This is a genomic window from uncultured Brevundimonas sp. (assembly GCF_963975535.1).
Taxonomy (GTDB): Bacteria; Pseudomonadota; Alphaproteobacteria; order Caulobacterales; family Caulobacteraceae; genus Brevundimonas.
The window spans coordinates 41,628-56,822 of the sequence record NZ_CAXBHE010000011.1; the positions used below are offsets into that span (position 1 = coordinate 41,628).

Sequence of the window (15,195 nt, forward strand, 5' to 3'; positions counted from 1 at the left end):
CCCGTCGGCCGTTCCATGCAAGACGGGGGCGATCTGCCACGATGACGCGGCTGGTGATGAAATTCGGCGGCACCTCGATGGGCGACCTCGACCGCATCCGTCGAACCGCCCGGATCGTCGCCGCCGAGGCGCGGGCCGGGCACAGCATCGCCGTGGTCGTGTCGGCCATGGCCGGCAAGACCAATGAGCTGGTGGCCTGGACCGACGGTGCGGGCCGGGCGGCCGCGGGCATGGCCATGACCGACGACGAATATGACGTGGTGCTGGCCTCGGGCGAACAGGTCACGGCCGGCCTGCTGGCCCTGACCCTGCGCAACCTCGGCCTGGATGCGCGCAGCTGGATGGGCTGGCAGGTTCCGATCATCACCGACGACGTTCACGGCCGGGCCCGGATCGACGAAGTGCCGGGCGACGTCCTCGGTGCCGCCATCGACGCCGGCCAGATCGCCATCGTCCCCGGCTTCCAGGGCGTCAGCCGCGCCGGACGCATCACGACCCTGGGTCGCGGCGGCTCGGACACGTCGGCGGTGGCGGTGGCCGCGGCCCTGGGCTGTGCCTGCGACATCTATACCGACGTCGACGGCGTCTATACGACCGATCCGCGCATCGAATCCCGGGCCCGCCGCCTTGAAAGGGTCTCCTATGAGGAGATGCTGGAGATGGCGTCCCTGGGGGCCAAGGTGCTGCAGACCCGGTCCGTCGAACTGGCCATGGCCCGGCGGGTTCCCGTGCGGGTCCTGTCCAGCTTTATCGAACCCGACGCCGCCGGCGTCCTGCCCGAGAAATCCGGTACCCTGATCTGCGACGAGGAGGAAATCGTGGAGAAACGCATTGTGAGCGGCGTCACCATGAGCCGCGACGAGGCCCGCATCAGCCTGCTGGGCCTGCCCGACAGCGTCGACCGGCCCGCCGAGGTCTTCACCCGCCTGGCCGAGGCCAACGTCAATGTCGACATGATCGTCCAGTCGCCCAGCCGCACCGAGGGCACGGTCAATCTGACCTTCACCACCGGCCGGCGCGACGCCCTGCGGGCGGCCGAACTGATGCGTGAGGGCCAGAGCGACATCGGTTTCCAGGACATCCGCGTCGACGAGGATGTGGCCAAGGTCTCGGTCATCGGCGTCGGCATGCGCAGCCACGCCGGCGTGGCCCAGACCATGTTCCGCGCCCTGGCCGACAAGGGCATCAAATTCCAGGCAATCTCGACCTCCGAGATCAAGATCAGCGTCCTCATCGACGCGGCCTATGCGGAGCTCGCTGTGCGCGCGCTGCATTCGGCCTACGAACTGGAAGCTGTATAGGGTCATACACGCAGTCGCCCCTTCGGGCGTCTGAACGGGAGCGGCGATGCCAAAAGGCGGCGGATTGACGACGAGGGGGCCGCGGAACCTCCTGCGCCAGATCCGCGAGGCGATGGCCGGCGCGGCCCCGGCCCAGGAACGTCTCGACATGGTCGTGCGCACCATCGCCCAGTCGATGGTCGCCGAAGTCTGTTCCATCTATCTGCGCCGCGCCTCCGGCGAGCTGGAACTGTTCGCCACCCAGGGCCTGAACCCCGACGCCGTGCACACGACCCGTCTGCGGCCCGACGAGGGCCTGGTCGGCGAGGTCGCCCGCATGGCCGTTCCGATCAGCCTGTCGAACGCTCCCGCCCACCCCCGTTTCGCCTATCGCCCGGAGACGGGCGAGGACCCCTACCATGCCTTCCTCGGGGCCCCCCTGCTGCGCGGGGGGCGCGCCATCGGCGTCCTCGTCGTCCAGAACCGGGCCGAGCGTCGCTATGACGAGGAAGAGGTCGAGGACATCCAGACCATCGCCATGGTCCTGGCCGAGACCGTGGCCTCCGGCGAACTGCTGGCCCAGGACGATCTGCGCGACGTCGAGGTCGCCCCGCACCGTCCGGAGCGGATCAAGGGCCAGCGTTTCGCCGAGGGACTGGCCTTTGGCCATGTCGTTCTGCACGAGCCGCCGCTGGCCCCCGAACAGCTGCTGTCCGACGATCCGGACGCCGAGGGGGCCCGCCTGTCCCAGGCCCTGTCCGCGCTCAAGGCCAATATCGACCACATCCTCGAGGGCGGGCAGGGCAAGCTGGCCGGGGCCTCGTTCGAGGTGCTCGAGACCTATCGCATGTTCGCCGACGACCGCGGCTGGAACCGGTCACTCGTGGACGCGGTGCAGAGCGGCCTGACCGCCGAGGCCGCCGTCGACCGGGTTCGCAACGAGCACCGGGCCCGCTTCGCCCAGGCCCGCGACCCCTATATCAAGGAGCGGCTGCACGATTTCGAGGACCTGGCCAACCGCCTGCTGCGGGTTCTGGCCGGCGACCGGCCGGGCGAGCGTGCCCTGCCTGATGACGCCATCCTCGTGGCCCGCAACCTGGGGCCGGCCGATCTGCTCGAATATCCCCGCCACAAGCTGCGGGGCCTGCTGCTCGAGGAAGGGTCGGCCGCCAGCCATGCCGCGATCGTCGCCCGGGCCCTGCAGATTCCCTGTGTCGGTCGTCTCGTCGGCCTGCGCGACCGCCTGTCGGAGGGCGACCTGGTCATCGCCGACGGCGAGGCCGGCGAGGCCTATCTGCGACCCCGCGCGGACATGCTGGAGGCGGTCCAGTCGCGGATGGAGGTCCGGGCGCAGCGGCGTGCCGAGTTCGCCCTGCTGCGCGACACCCCCGCCGTCACGGTCGACGGGACCCGCATCACCCTGCTGGCCAATGCCGGCCTGGCCGTCGACCTCGAGAACCTGAACCAGACCGGGGCCGAGGGCATCGGCCTGTTCCGCACCGAATTCCAGTTCATGGTGTCCGAGGAATTGCCGCGGCTCGACGCCCAGACCGCGCTCTACAAACTGGTGCTCGACGCCGCCGGCGACCGGCCGGTGACCTTCCGCACTCTCGATGTCGGCGGCGACAAGGTGCTGCCCTATCTCGAGACCGAACGTGAGGAGAATCCGGCCCTCGGTCGTCGCGCCATCCGTCTCGGCCTCGACCGGCCCGGTCTGCTGCGCCTGCAGCTTCGCGCCCTGCTCCAGGCCGGTGCCGGGCGCGAGCTGCGCGTGATGTTCCCGATGATCGCCACGGTCGACGAGTACCGGGCCGCCCGCGAGCTGGTCGAGGTCGAGAGCCGCTGGGCCCGCCGTCGCGGCCGGACCCTGCCGGTCAGGCTGCGCGTCGGGGCGATGATCGAATGCCCGTCCCTGCTGTGGCATCTCGACGCCCTGCTGCCGATGACCGACTTCGTCTCGATCGGGACCAACGACCTGTTCCAGTACATGTTCGCCGCCGACCGGACCAATCCGCTGGTCGCCGACCGCTATGATCCGATGTCGCCCCCGGCGCTCCGGGCCCTGGCCGAGATCCAGAAGAAATGCGCCGACACCGGCACCCCGGTCTCGGTCTGCGGCGAGCTGGCCGGCCGTCCGCTCGAGGCCTTCGCCCTGATGGCGCTCGGCTTCACCCGGCTGTCGGCCCCGGCCGGTGGCGTCGGTCCGGTCAAGCGCATGATCCTGTCGACCGATCTGCCCGCGGCCCGGCGCGGCATGGCCAATCTCCTCGGCTCTTCAGCCGGTTCCGTTCGCAGCGAACTGGAATCCCTGGCCCGGAAATTGAACGTCTCGATCTGATGCGTCTCCCGATGGCACAGGCCCGACCCGCGGGTCATGGCTTCGGGACATGCCTAATAAATCGTTGATCGGTCGGCTCTAATGAGTTATCCACAAGACGAGTTTGAGGGTCCTCCGGGGGGAGGCCTGAACAGTCAGCATCATGTGTTAGGCGGTTCAGGGTCGAGTACGACGCCGGGGGTTCCTGTTCCCGGGTCGAGTGTGAGGTCGGGCGTAATGGCGCTGGATACGGGGTCAGTCCCCGATGAGTTTCGGGACCATCCCGACTGGAAGGACCCCGCGCCTTCCATCGTCGATGCCGTGACTCTGGGCGAGGGTCTGCGGATGGCGCGCGACGCCTCCGGCAAGACGCTGGCCGAGCTGTCGACCGTCACCCGCGTCCACACCCGCTATCTGACCGCCCTCGAACAGAACGACTTCTCCATCCTGCCGTCGCGGGTCTTTTCGACCGGCTATGTGCGCGCCTATGCCGGGGCCCTCGGGGTCGACGAGCAGCTGGCCGTCGAACGGTTCAAGCGCGAATGCCCCGACCCGTCGATGCCGCTCCAGGCCCCGGTCGGCGTCGCCTTCGAGGAGGTACGGCGCTATTCGCCGCGCCTGATCGCCGCCGGCCTGGCCCTGGTGCTCGCTGTGGTCGGCTGGAATGTGTTCCAGAGGGTCAGCCTGATGCGCGCGCCGCATCCCTCGGCCCTGACCGCCACGCCCGAGAGCTGGACCCTGGGGGCCGTGCCCGGCCAGGACGGCCTGATGCGCCTGTCCGCGCCCCAGCCCGCGCCGCCGGACCAGACCGTGCCGGCCTTCTACATCACCCCGGGTCTCGAGGCCCAGCTGACCGGAATCCGCCCCGGCTCGGCCGAGGCCCTGGCCGCCGCCGCCGCCGATGCGGCCCCGGTGCAGAAGGCGTTCAATCCGCGCGGGGCCATCTACGGGGCCTCGGCCACCGCCTCCCAGGTCGTGCTGCAGGCCCGCAAGGCCGCCAGCCTGGTGGTGCGCATGGGCGACGGCCGGGTTCTGTTCGCCCGCCAGCTGGTCGCCGGTGAAGCCTGGCGCGCGCCCGATGGCGTCTCGGCCACCATCGACACCTCCGACCCGTCCGCCTTCGACGTCTATCTGAACGGCGAACACGGCGGCGGACTCCAGGCCGTGCTGACACCGCTGTCCCAGCTCAACAGCCGGGCCCAGGCCCTGGCGCGCCAGACCGCGGCGGCCGCGGCGGCCCGCAGCGAAGCGCGCGAGGCGGCGGTCATCGAGGCCCAGGTCGAGGCCGTGGCCCCGGACGCCCCGGACGTCATTCCGGGCTGAATCGACGCAGGCCCCGTTCTGCGCCGTGGTTTCGTGCCGTTTGATCCCCTATGTTGCCGCGGACATGAGCGACCTTTCCCATATCCGTCCGTGGCGCCACATCGAGCGCCGCCAGAGCCGCCAGATCATGGTCGGCGCGGTCCCGGTCGGCGGCGGTGCCCCGATCAGTGTCCAGTCGATGACCAATACCCCGACCTCGGACGCGGCGGCGACGATCGACCAGATCCGCCGGCTGGAGGAGGCCGGGGCCGACATCGTGCGCGTCTCCTGTCCCGACGAGGCCTCGACGGCCGCCCTGGGCACCATCGTGCGCGAGTCCCGGGTGCCGATCGTCGCCGACATCCATTTCCACTACAAACGCGGCATCGAGGCCGCCGCGGCCGGGGCCGCCTGCCTGCGCATCAATCCCGGCAACATCGGCAATGCCCAGCGCGTGCGCGACGTGGTCCAGGCCGCCCGTGATCACGGCTGCTCCATGCGGATCGGCGTCAACGCCGGCAGCCTCGAGCGCGAGCTACTCGAGAAATACGGCGAGCCCTGTCCCGAGGCCATGGTCGAGAGCGCGCTCAACCACGCCCGCATCCTGCAGGACCACGACTTCCACGAGTTCAAGATCTCGGTGAAGGCGTCCGACCCCTTCCTGACCGTGGCCGCCTATCAGCAGCTGGCCGAGGCCATCGACTGTCCGCTGCATCTGGGCGTGACCGAGGCCGGGCCGCTGCGCTCGGGCACCATCAAATCGGCCATCGGCATGGGCAATATGCTGTGGGCCGGCATCGGCGACACCATCCGCGTCAGCCTGGCCGCCGACCCGGTCGAGGAGATCAAGGTCGGCTTCGACATTCTCAAGTCGCTGGGCCTGCGCCACCGTGGCGTCAACATCATCGCCTGCCCGTCCTGCGCCCGTCAGGGGTTCAACGTCATCGAGACCGTCGGCGTGCTGGAAGAGAAGCTGGCCCACATCACCACGCCGATGTCGCTGTCGATCATCGGCTGCGTCGTCAACGGCCCGGGCGAGGCCCTCTATACCGACGTCGGCTTCACCGGCGGCGGGGCCGGGTCGGGCATGGTCTATCTGAACGGCAAGATGGCCCACAAACAGCTCAATACCGGCATGGTCGACGAGATCGTCCAGCAGGTCGAGGCCAGGGCCGCCGAGCTTGAGGCCGCCCGTAAGGTTGTGACCGCGCCGTCCGTCGCCGCAGGGTAGTCATCGGTTGCGACGGGGCCGGACCGGGCGCATATTCCATCCATGCCCGCGCTCTCGCCCATGGAATCCGAGTTCGCCTCGACCGAAGAGGCCGAGGCCTATGACGTCTGGTTCCGGGCGCGTGTCGAGGCGTCGCTGGCGGATCCCCGGCCCGTCGTCCCGCATGATGAAGCCGTCGCGCGGATCGATCGCGCGCTTGCCAAGTCGGCATCCAGGACCTGAACCGTGCTGCCGACGGTTTGGTCAGAGCCGGCGATTACCGACGTCGAGCAGATCGTCAGCTACATCGCAGAGCGCAACCCTGACGCCGCCAGGCGCATCCGCAACCTGATCGTTGATACCGCGCGGACGTTGGGTGAACATCCCTATGCCTACAGGCCCGGTCGCGTGTCGGGCACACGGGAGGTGATCGTTCATCCCAACTATGTGCTGATCTATCGCATAGAGGTAGATGCCATAACGATCACCAACGTCTTCCATTCCGCTCAGCAGTATCCCCCCGAATGAAACTCTATTTCGCCGCCCCGTCCCCCTTCGTCCGCAAATGCCGCATCGTGGCCCGCGAGAAGGGCCTCGCCGCCCGGATCGAGGAGATCGCGGTCAATCCGTACGAGAACGCGCCCGAACTGATGGCCACCAATCCGGTGGTCCAGGTCCCGACCCTGATTGCCGAGGACGGCCTGCCGCTGACCGACAGCCCGGTCATCTGCGAATATCTCGACACCCTCGGCACCGGGCCCCGTCTTCTGCCGGAGGGCGGCGCGGAACGGCTGCGGGTGCGGCGGATGGAGACCCTGGCCAATGGCGCGCTCGAAATGGGGGTCAAATGGCTGCTGGAGCTGCGCCGCCCGGAGGATGAGCGTTCGCCGTCATGGATCGCGCGCTGGGCCCGCAATCTGGACCGTGGCCTCGATGCGCTGGAGGCCGCCCGGCCCGATCCGGTCGCGCTCGACATGGGCACGATCACCGCCGGCGTCGCCGTCACCTGGATCGGCTTCCGCCACCCCGACCACGACTGGCAGACCGGCCGCCCGAACCTGGTCGCGCTGCAGACAGCGCTGGAGGCAAGGCCGAGCTTCATGGAGACCCGGCCGGTCTAGGGTGCCCAACCCGCCAGCTGCAGACCCTGATAGCCTGCCAGAATGACGATCAGCACCCCGACCCCGTAGGTCAGCAGCCGTGCCGGAACCCGCTTGGTGATCCAGCCGGCGAAGGGGGCGGCGATCAGGCCGCCGATGATCAGTCCGCCGAGGGCGGCCGCATGATTCTCCAGCGCCCCGCCGGACCAGCGCCCGGTCAGCAGGGTCGTCAGGAAGGCCGCCGATATGGCCACGGTGACCAGCAGTTCGGCGGTGTTGACCGTGCCGATGGCCTGGCGCGGTGCGGTCCCGGCCCCGACCAGGGTCGAGGTCACCGTCGGGCCCCAGCCACCGCCGCCGATCGCATCCAGCAGACCCCCGACAAAGCCCAGCGGCCCGCTCCAGCGCAGCGGAAACAGGCGCAGTCGCACATCACGGGCGGCCCGCCACAATACCCAGATGCCGATGGCCAGCAGATACAGCAGGATGAAGGGTTTGATCGTTTCCCCGGGCACGCCGGTCAGCACATAGGCCCCGACCACGCCGCCGATCATGCCGCCGGCGGCCAGCGGCCAGAACAGGGACCACCGGATGTTCCGGTGCATCACATGCGAAACGGCCGAGGCCGCGCCGGTGAAGATCTTGGCGACATGGACGCTGGCCGAGGCCGCGGCCGGCGGCACACCAAAGGCCAGCAGCACGGTATTGGCGATGACGCCATAGGCCATACCCAGCGCCCCGTCGACGATCTGGGCCAGCAGGCCGACCAGCAGAAACAGCAGGAAGACGTCCATTCGGGTCCCGTTCCGGCGTCGGCCACCGCGGTGACGCCCACCTGCCTAATGCGCCGGGCGCGGCGGCGGAAGCGGGGGTGACGCGCTTGTTATCGATACCCCTCCGCCCGGTCCGCCCTCCATCGACAGACCCGGCCCCCCGCGCTAGAGCGAAATCGGTGGAGTTGGACGACGTCCAACTCGGCTCAGATTTCGCTCCAGTTTGAATCCGGACCATTTTCTGGAATCAGGTCGGTTCGACCTGAAGCAAAAATGGGCTAAGGCTCCGGCCCTCCGGAATTCAGGATATCTCCCCCGTGCGACTGCCCCAGGCCCGGCTCGATCAGGTACTCGACCGCTTCCACCAGGTGGAGGCGCGCATGGGCGCGGCCAGCGACGGCCAGGAGATCGTGCGCCTGTCCAAGGAGCATGCCGAGCTCAAGCCGGTGGCCGACGCCGTGCTGGCCGTGGCCCGGGCCCGGGCCGAGGTCGCGGATCTCGAGGCCATGGCCAGTGACCCGGAAATGGCCGCCATGGCCGCCGAGGAGCTGGCGGCGCTGAACGAGACCCTGCCGGAGCTGGAGCGCGAGGTTGCCCTGCTGCTGGCCCCGCGCGACGCCGACGAGAACGCCTCGGCCGTGCTGGAGGTTCGCGCCGGCACCGGCGGTGACGAGGCGGCCCTGTTCGCCGGCGACCTGTTCCGCATGTATTCGCGCTACGCCCAGGCGCGCGGCTGGAAGGTCGAGGTCGACTCCGCCACCGAGGGCGACGCCGGCGGCTTCAAGGAGATCATCGCCACGGTGAACGGCGACGGCGTGTTCGGCCGGCTGAAGTTCGAGAGCGGTGTGCACCGGGTGCAGCGCGTGCCGACCACCGAGGCCGGCGGCCGCATCCACACCTCGGCCGCCACCGTCGCCGTCCTGCCCGAGGTCGAGGACGTCGAGATCGAGATCCAGGACAAGGATATCCGCATCGACACCTTCCGCGCCTCCGGCTCGGGCGGCCAGCACGTCAACAAGACGGACTCGGCCGTGCGCATCACCCACTTCCCCTCGGGGATCGTGGTGACCTCCTCGGAGAAGTCGCAACACGTCAACCGCGACAAGGCGATGAAGAATCTGCGCGTCCGCCTCTATGACCAGCAGCGCCAGGCCAAGGACACGGCCCGGTCCGACACGCGCAAGTCCCAGGTCGGCTCGGGCGACCGCTCGGAGCGTATCCGTACCTACAACTTCCCCCAGGGCCGGGTCACCGACCACCGGATCGGCCTGACCCTGCACAGCCTGCCGCAGATCCTCGAGGGCGACATCGACCCCCTGCTCAACGCCCTGATCGCCGAGGACCAGGCCGCCCGCCTCGCCGACCTGGAAGCCGAGTTCAGCTAGGCGACGTATCGTCGTCGTCCGGCGGCGGTGGCGGCCGCTGTCGCTGCCCGTCGCGCCGGATGCGGCGGTTCATCAGCCGGTCCGACAGGGCCTCGGCGTGTTTCAGGGTGAAGGCCAGGGCCGCGGGATTGCCGCGCCGCGCGCCGACGCTGTCGGCGACCACGGCACCGCGCTCGCCGATGGCGCGCTTCTCGCCGGTGGTGGTGTCGACGGCGGTCTGGTGTTCGATCTCGGCATTCAGCTCGGCCCCGAGAATGATGATCTGCACCGACAGCCAGGTCCACAGCAGGAAGCCCATCATCGCCGCCAGCGGCCCGTAGGCGGCGGTGCGCACGAAGGTCTGCAGATACCAGCTGAACACGAAGGACACCGCCAGGCTGGCCGTGGCCGCGAACACCGCGCCCGGGGTCAGCCAGCGCCAGCGCGCCCGGCTGCGGCACGGACCGTAGCGGTAGATCACCGCCAGGGCGGCCCCGTAGCCGACCAGCAGGATCGGCCAGCGCAGCGGGGCCAGGTGGTTCCACTCGGCCGCCAGGCCGAACACATTCAGCACCAGCGGCACCCCGACCACCAGGGCGGCGGTCATGAACACCGCCGTCAGTCCCGACAGGGTGAAGGCCATGCAGACCAGGTTGTAGTGGAGGAAGTTGCGTTTCTCGACCTGGTGGTAGGCGACGTTGAGCCCGTAAAACAGCGTCTTGATGCCGTTGTTGGCGACCCAAAGGGACAGCAGCAGCGTCCAGGCCAGGGTCAGGGTCATCTGCGGCTTGGCTGTGGCCGCCAGCCGGTCCATCTCGCCGCCGAGGAACTGGGCCACGCCCGAGGGCAGCACCGAATAGAGGAATTGCAGCCGGTCCCAGGCATCGGCCGGATCGGCGAACAGGCCGTAGATGGTGACGAAGGCCGCCAGGGTCGGGAACAGCGACAGCACGATGAAGAAGGTCACCCCCCCGGCCAGGAAGCCGACCCGGTCGCCGAAATAGGACACCCCGACCCGCCACAGGATGTCGGTCCAGCCCTTGTGCGGAATCTGCAGCGGCCGCCGCGCCAGCCGTCCGCGGCCCGGCTCGCGGGCGTCGAAATCCTCGGGCGTCGGCGGCGGCGGCGGCGGTTCATCGGGGCGATAGCCGCGCACGTCCAGCCCGACCCTGTGGCCCTGGCGATGCAGCAGGTGGATGGCCCCGGCCCCGGCGACCAGGCTGCCGGCCACGGCGGCCAGCAGCGACCACACCCGTCCGCCACCCGTCGCGCGGTCCGCCTTCGATGATCCTTTTCCTGACCCCATCGGGCTCATCAACGACTCCCCGGGTGTGGCGTTCCGCTTGAAATCGGCCCGAAGGCGCGCCAATCAACCCCCATGACCGATAGCACGCCCGCCCCGACTCTCGTCACCGCCTGGAAGGCGGCCCAGACCCGGCTCAAGGCCGGGCGGATCGACAGCCCGGCCATCGACGCCCGCCTGCTGCTGGAGGTGGCCGGCGCGGTCAGCCGCACCGACATCCTGACCGACCCGCATCGGGCCCTGACCCCGGACCAGGCCGCGGCCTATGACGCGATGATCGAGCGCCGGCTGACGCGTGAGCCGGTGTCGCGCATTCTCGGCCGCAAGGGCTTCTGGAAGATCATGCTCAACGTCACGCCCGACGTGCTCAGCCCGCGCCCGGATACCGAGGCCATTCTCGACGTGGTCCTGTTGGCCTTGCCGCCGGAGCGGGCCTTCCAGATGATCGACCTCGGCACCGGCTCGGGGGCCATACTGCTGGCCATACTGGCCGAGCGGCCGGCCGCGCGCGGCATGGGCACCGACATCTCGGCCGAGGCCATCGCCGTGGCCAAGGAGAATGCCGCCAACCTCGACCTCGATGCCCGTGCCAGCTTCCTGCGTACGGAATGGGCCACCGGCTTCGGCCCGGCCAGCTTCGATCTGGTCGTGTCCAACCCGCCCTATATCCCCAGCGGCGACATCGCCGGTCTCGACCCCGAGGTGCGCGAGCACGACCCGCATCTGGCGCTGGACGGCGGCCCCGACGGCCTGCAGGCCTATCGCGAACTGGCCCCCGAGATCCGGCGCATCCTCAAGCCCGACGGCCTCTTCGCCGTCGAAATCGGCTGGGACCAGGGGCCGCAGGTCCGGGCCCTGTTCGAGGCGGCCGGCTTCACCGACGTCAGGGTGGTCAAGGACCTGTCCGACCGTGACCGTGTCGTCACCAACGGCCCCGACCCGCGCACCAACCCGATTCCGAAGATGTAATCCTTCCCCATCGGGGGAGGGGGACCGCCCGAAGGGGGGAGGGGGCCGCCTCCCAGGTCACCCCCTCCACCGCTGCGCGGTTCCCCGCTCCCGGCAGGGGCGGATCGCCGGCCGAACAAACCCCTTGGAAAGCCGCCCGTCTCGCGCTAAGCCTGTGTCTGTCTCCCACCCAAAACGCACGCCTTGGACCGCTTCAGGCCCATCCACGCGCGCATCAGGGCAGTGACGGTCGGGCCCGGTCGCCCGGCGGACCACAGGGCGTCAACGGATTTCCGAATACATCGTCAGCGGGGATTGGCCCCGAACGAGACGGAACGATGAAACGGACGGCGACAGGCTGCAGCGTGCAGACCCGCCCGTTCCCCATACAAAGCACGGTAAGTTTCGATGAGAGATTTCAAGGGCATGAAGCGTCAACGCGGACGCAACAGAAAGCCCGGCGGCGGCGCCAGCAACGCCAACAGCAGCAATCCGAACCGGTCGTGGGATTCCCAGGGCCCGGAGAACATCAAGGTCCGCGGCAACGCCCAGACGGTCTATGAGCGCTATCAGCAGCTCGGCCGCGACGCGACCGCCAGCGGCGACCGGGTGCTGGCCGAAAACTACATGCAGCACGCCGAACACTATTTCCGCGTCCTGCGCGCCCTGCAGCCGCAGCGTTCGGTGTCCGAGATCGCCGCGCGCGAACTGTCCAACCAGGGCTATGACATCGATTTCGAGGACGAGACCGGGGCCCAGGCCGCCGCCTTCCTCGCCGCGCAACAGGCCGCCGATCGCGCCGCCCAGGGCGACTCCGGCGACAATCAGGGCGACGGCAACGGCAACGGCCCGTCGGGCAACAACCAGTCCGGCAACAATCCGTCCGGCAATCCCCAAGCCGGCAACGGCCAGCCGCGCGAATGGCGCGACCGCGACGGCAACCGCGAGGCCCGCCCGCCGCGCAACCGGGACGACCGCCCGCGTGAGGACCGCCCCCGGGACGAGCGTCCGCGCGACGACCAGGCTCGCGACGACCAGCCCCGCGCCGAGGGCGATTCCGACAGCAGCCGCCGCGAGACCCGCCGCGAACGCTGGGAACGGCGCCGCAATGAACGTCCGGCCCGCGGTGACGGGGCCGAGGGCGAGGCCTCCGGCAGCGACGACGATCAGTCGGTCGCGGCCGCGGCCCCCGCAGTTGAGTCCACCGAGTCTGCACCGGCCCGGACCGAGACCCGGGCCCGTCGCCCGCGCGCCGAACGCGCCCCCCGGACCGAGACCGCCGAGGCCGCCGATGACGCGCCGACGGCCCTGCCGGGCTTCCTGACCCGCGCGACCGTCTCCTCCACCGCCGCGGCCGAAACCGCCGACGCCCCGGTCGCCAAACGCCGCGCCCCGCGCAAGAAGGTTGAGACCGTCCCCGGCGACGAGTGATCCCGGGCCGCGGACGCCGGCCTTGACGGCGGCGGTCGCGACCGCTTGTTGGGACCGGTTCCTTCCGAAAGGCCTGTCCATGCGTTGCCGTCTTCGCCTGTCCATCGCCGCCGCCGTGGCCGCCGTCACCGTGAGCGCCTGCGCCGCCACGCCGCCGCCGCCGCCGCCGCCGCCGACGGGACCGGCGGGCCAGCCGGGCCCGGTGCTGCGCGACTGGCGCACCATCATCACCCGCACCGACCGCGACCGCTACAATCGCCGCGACGCGGCCTGGACCCTGGCCCTGCAGCAGGTCCGGCGTCTGCCGGGCTCGGGTGACCTGTCCGGCCTCGGTGCCCTGATCGACCCCGACGCGGCCCGCGCCGGCGTCCGCCCGCCGGTCGGTGACTATCGCTGCCGCACCGTCAAACTGGGCTCCCAGGGCGGCGAGGCCGGGCTCGGCTATGTCGTCTACGACTGGTTCGCCTGCCGCATCGAGGCGACGCCGGCCGGCCTGAAATTCTCCAAGCTGACCGGGTCCCAGCGCCCCGGCGGCCTGCTGTTCACCGAGAGCGGCGACCACATGGTCATGCTCGGCTCGGTGGCCCTGGCCGCGGAACCGCCCGCCAACTCCTACGGCCAGCGCCCCGATCGTGACCTCGTCGCCGTGCTGGAACGGATCGGCGAGCGTCGCTGGCGGCTGGTCATCCCCTGGCCGCAGAACGAATCCAACCTCGACCTGATCGAACTGGTGCCGAACTGATCGTGGCCGCGTCGGATCGACAAGGCGCAGCCTTGTGACCGCGGCCCAGCAAGAATCTGCCGCGTCGGGTCGGGAGGTCCGCGTAGCGGCCGACGACCGCGGCCCACAAGACTCTTCCGCGTCGGGTCGGGAGGTCCCGAAGGGCCGACGACCGAGGCCCGGAAGTGTCGCGCTTGTCGGTGCCGGGCCCTCGGGGCTGGCCTGCGCCCTGATGCTGGCCCGTCAGGGTCGCGATGTGGTCGTTTTCGAACGGTTCGCCGCGGCCGGTCCGGTCGGGGCCGGCTTCATGCTGCAGCCCACCGGCCTGGCGGTGCTGGACCGGCTGGGCCTGACCCCGGCGGTCGCGGTCCTGGCCCAGCCGATCGATCACATCATCGGGCGCGAGGCCCGGCGCGGCCGGGTCGTGCTCGACGTCCACTATCGCGATCTGGCGCGCCCGCGGGTCGCCCTCGGTGTCCACCGCGCCGCCCTGTTCGATGTCCTGTACCGGGCCTGTGCCGCCGAGGGTGTGCGGTTCGAGACCGGGCGGGAGATGGTGGCCGCCGTTGCCGGCCGGCTGACCGATGCCCGGGGCGTTCAGACGCCCGCTTTCGACCTCGTCATCGATGCGTCCGGCGCGCGCTCGCGCATCGCCGCCGCCCTCGGCGCGCGACCCCGTCCCCTGGCCTGGGGGGCGCTGTGGGCGACGACACCCTGGCCGGGGGATCCGTTCGATGCCCGCGCCCTGCAGCAGGTCTATCGCGGGGCCTCGCGGATGGTCGGGGTCCTGCCGGTCGGCGCGCGGCCGGACGCCCCGGACCGGTTGGCCACCGTCTTCTGGAGTCTCCGGACCGAGGACTATCCGGCCTGGCGCAGCGCCGGGCTGTCGGCCTGGAAGGCGGAGGTCCGCGCCCTGTGGCCCGCCACCGGCGACCTGCTCGAGACGCTCACCGACCCGGATCAGCTGACCCTGGCGCAGTACGGCCATCACACCCTGGCCCGGCCCGTCGCCAACCGGCTGGCGATCATCGGCGACGCCGCCCATGCCACCAGTCCGCAGCTGGGGCAGGGGGTCAACATGGGCCTGCTGGACGCCTGGAGCCTGAGCCAGGCCCTGGCCCAGGACGGCGATCTCACCCGGGCCCTGTCGGCCTATGCCCGGGTGCGCCGCTGGCATGTGCGCCTCTACCAGGCGCTCAGCATGGGCTTCACCCCCTTCTACCAGGCCGACGGGGTCGTCCGGCCCTGGGTCCGCGACCACATCCTCGGCAGGGCGGCGCGCCTGCCCCTGTCGCCCCGCCTGCTCGCCGCCACCGTCTCGGGCCTGTTGCTGGATCCGCGCCCGCCGGCCGGCTGAGCGACCGGCGTCCCGCCGACTTCGCTTGACCCCCGGCCCGCGACCCGTGACTCTGGCCCCGCGTCGGGCGTCCCGGCGTGTGTTTTCAG

14 protein-coding genes are annotated in these 15,195 nt (G+C 70.3%); 12 read left to right on the plus strand and 2 right to left on the minus strand.

From position 1 onward, the window contains the following. Window positions 1-41: 41 nt before the first annotated feature. The 7 genes from AACZ75_RS13760 to AACZ75_RS13790 all read left to right on the plus strand — a co-directional run bounded on the left by AACZ75_RS13760 (window position 42) and on the right by AACZ75_RS13790 (window position 7,230). Window positions 42-1,301 carry an aspartate kinase gene (locus AACZ75_RS13760; protein ID WP_339873624.1) on the plus strand — a complete coding sequence of 420 codons (1,260 nt, stop codon included), beginning with the start codon at window positions 42-44 and terminating at the stop codon, window positions 1,299-1,301. Between the two features lie 46 nt (window positions 1,302-1,347). Continuing rightward, the gene (gene ptsP, locus AACZ75_RS13765) at window positions 1,348-3,618 is read left to right on the plus strand and encodes a phosphoenolpyruvate--protein phosphotransferase (RefSeq protein WP_339873626.1); all 2,271 of its coding nucleotides are present in this window, start codon (window positions 1,348-1,350) and stop codon (window positions 3,616-3,618) included. A 216-nt stretch (window positions 3,619-3,834) separates the two neighbouring features. Then, a complete protein-coding gene (locus AACZ75_RS13770; protein ID WP_339873628.1) occupies window positions 3,835-4,920 on the plus strand; it encodes a helix-turn-helix domain-containing protein in 1,086 nt (361 codons plus the stop codon). Between the two features lie 64 nt (window positions 4,921-4,984). After that, a complete protein-coding gene (ispG, locus tag AACZ75_RS13775) occupies window positions 4,985-6,130 on the plus strand; it encodes a flavodoxin-dependent (E)-4-hydroxy-3-methylbut-2-enyl-diphosphate synthase (RefSeq protein ID WP_339873630.1) in 1,146 nt (381 codons plus the stop codon). 42 nt (window positions 6,131-6,172) lie between these two features. Next, on the plus strand, window positions 6,173-6,352 hold the full coding sequence (locus AACZ75_RS13780) for a hypothetical protein (protein ID WP_339873631.1): 180 nt from the start codon (window positions 6,173-6,175) through the stop codon (window positions 6,350-6,352). A 3-nt stretch (window positions 6,353-6,355) separates the two neighbouring features. Continuing rightward, window positions 6,356-6,637, plus strand: coding sequence for a type II toxin-antitoxin system RelE/ParE family toxin (locus AACZ75_RS13785; RefSeq protein WP_339873633.1), 282 nt, complete (start codon window positions 6,356-6,358; stop codon window positions 6,635-6,637). After that, the gene (locus AACZ75_RS13790) at window positions 6,634-7,230 is read left to right on the plus strand and encodes a glutathione S-transferase N-terminal domain-containing protein (protein ID WP_339873635.1); all 597 of its coding nucleotides are present in this window, start codon (window positions 6,634-6,636) and stop codon (window positions 7,228-7,230) included. The genes AACZ75_RS13785 and AACZ75_RS13790 overlap by 4 nt, the downstream gene beginning before the upstream one ends. Here the strand turns inward: AACZ75_RS13790 and AACZ75_RS13795 are convergent. Then, the gene (locus AACZ75_RS13795) at window positions 7,227-8,003 is read right to left on the minus strand and encodes a sulfite exporter TauE/SafE family protein (RefSeq protein ID WP_339873636.1); all 777 of its coding nucleotides are present in this window, start codon (window positions 8,001-8,003) and stop codon (window positions 7,227-7,229) included. The two genes, AACZ75_RS13790 and AACZ75_RS13795, sit on opposite strands and share 4 nt — an antisense overlap. Window positions 8,004-8,299: 296 nt before the next feature. Here AACZ75_RS13795 and prfA point away from each other — a divergent pair, with 296 nt between their 5' ends. Continuing rightward, a complete protein-coding gene (gene prfA / locus AACZ75_RS13800) occupies window positions 8,300-9,367 on the plus strand; it encodes a peptide chain release factor 1 (RefSeq protein ID WP_339873637.1) in 1,068 nt (355 codons plus the stop codon). Here the strand turns inward: prfA and AACZ75_RS13805 are convergent. After that, a complete protein-coding gene (locus tag AACZ75_RS13805; protein ID WP_339873638.1) occupies window positions 9,360-10,661 on the minus strand; it encodes a YihY/virulence factor BrkB family protein in 1,302 nt (433 codons plus the stop codon). The two genes, prfA and AACZ75_RS13805, sit on opposite strands and share 8 nt — an antisense overlap. Before the next feature lie 63 nt (window positions 10,662-10,724). Here AACZ75_RS13805 and prmC point away from each other — a divergent pair, with 63 nt between their 5' ends. The 4 genes from prmC (at window position 10,725) to AACZ75_RS13825 (ending at window position 15,106) form a co-directional block, all read left to right on the plus strand. Next, entirely contained in the window at window positions 10,725-11,618 is an 894-nt protein-coding gene (prmC, locus tag AACZ75_RS13810) for a peptide chain release factor N(5)-glutamine methyltransferase (protein ID WP_339873640.1), read from the plus strand. A gap of 405 nt (window positions 11,619-12,023) precedes the next feature. Then, the gene (locus AACZ75_RS13815; protein ID WP_339873642.1) at window positions 12,024-13,028 is read left to right on the plus strand and encodes a DUF4167 domain-containing protein; all 1,005 of its coding nucleotides are present in this window, start codon (window positions 12,024-12,026) and stop codon (window positions 13,026-13,028) included. A gap of 79 nt (window positions 13,029-13,107) precedes the next feature. Next, a complete protein-coding gene (locus tag AACZ75_RS13820; protein WP_339873643.1) occupies window positions 13,108-13,770 on the plus strand; it encodes a DUF4893 domain-containing protein in 663 nt (220 codons plus the stop codon). A 34-nt stretch (window positions 13,771-13,804) separates the two neighbouring features. Continuing rightward, window positions 13,805-15,106: an FAD-dependent monooxygenase gene (locus AACZ75_RS13825; protein WP_339873644.1), complete on the plus strand. Its 1,302-nt coding sequence runs from the start codon at window positions 13,805-13,807 to the stop codon at window positions 15,104-15,106. Window positions 15,107-15,195 lie beyond the last annotated feature (89 nt).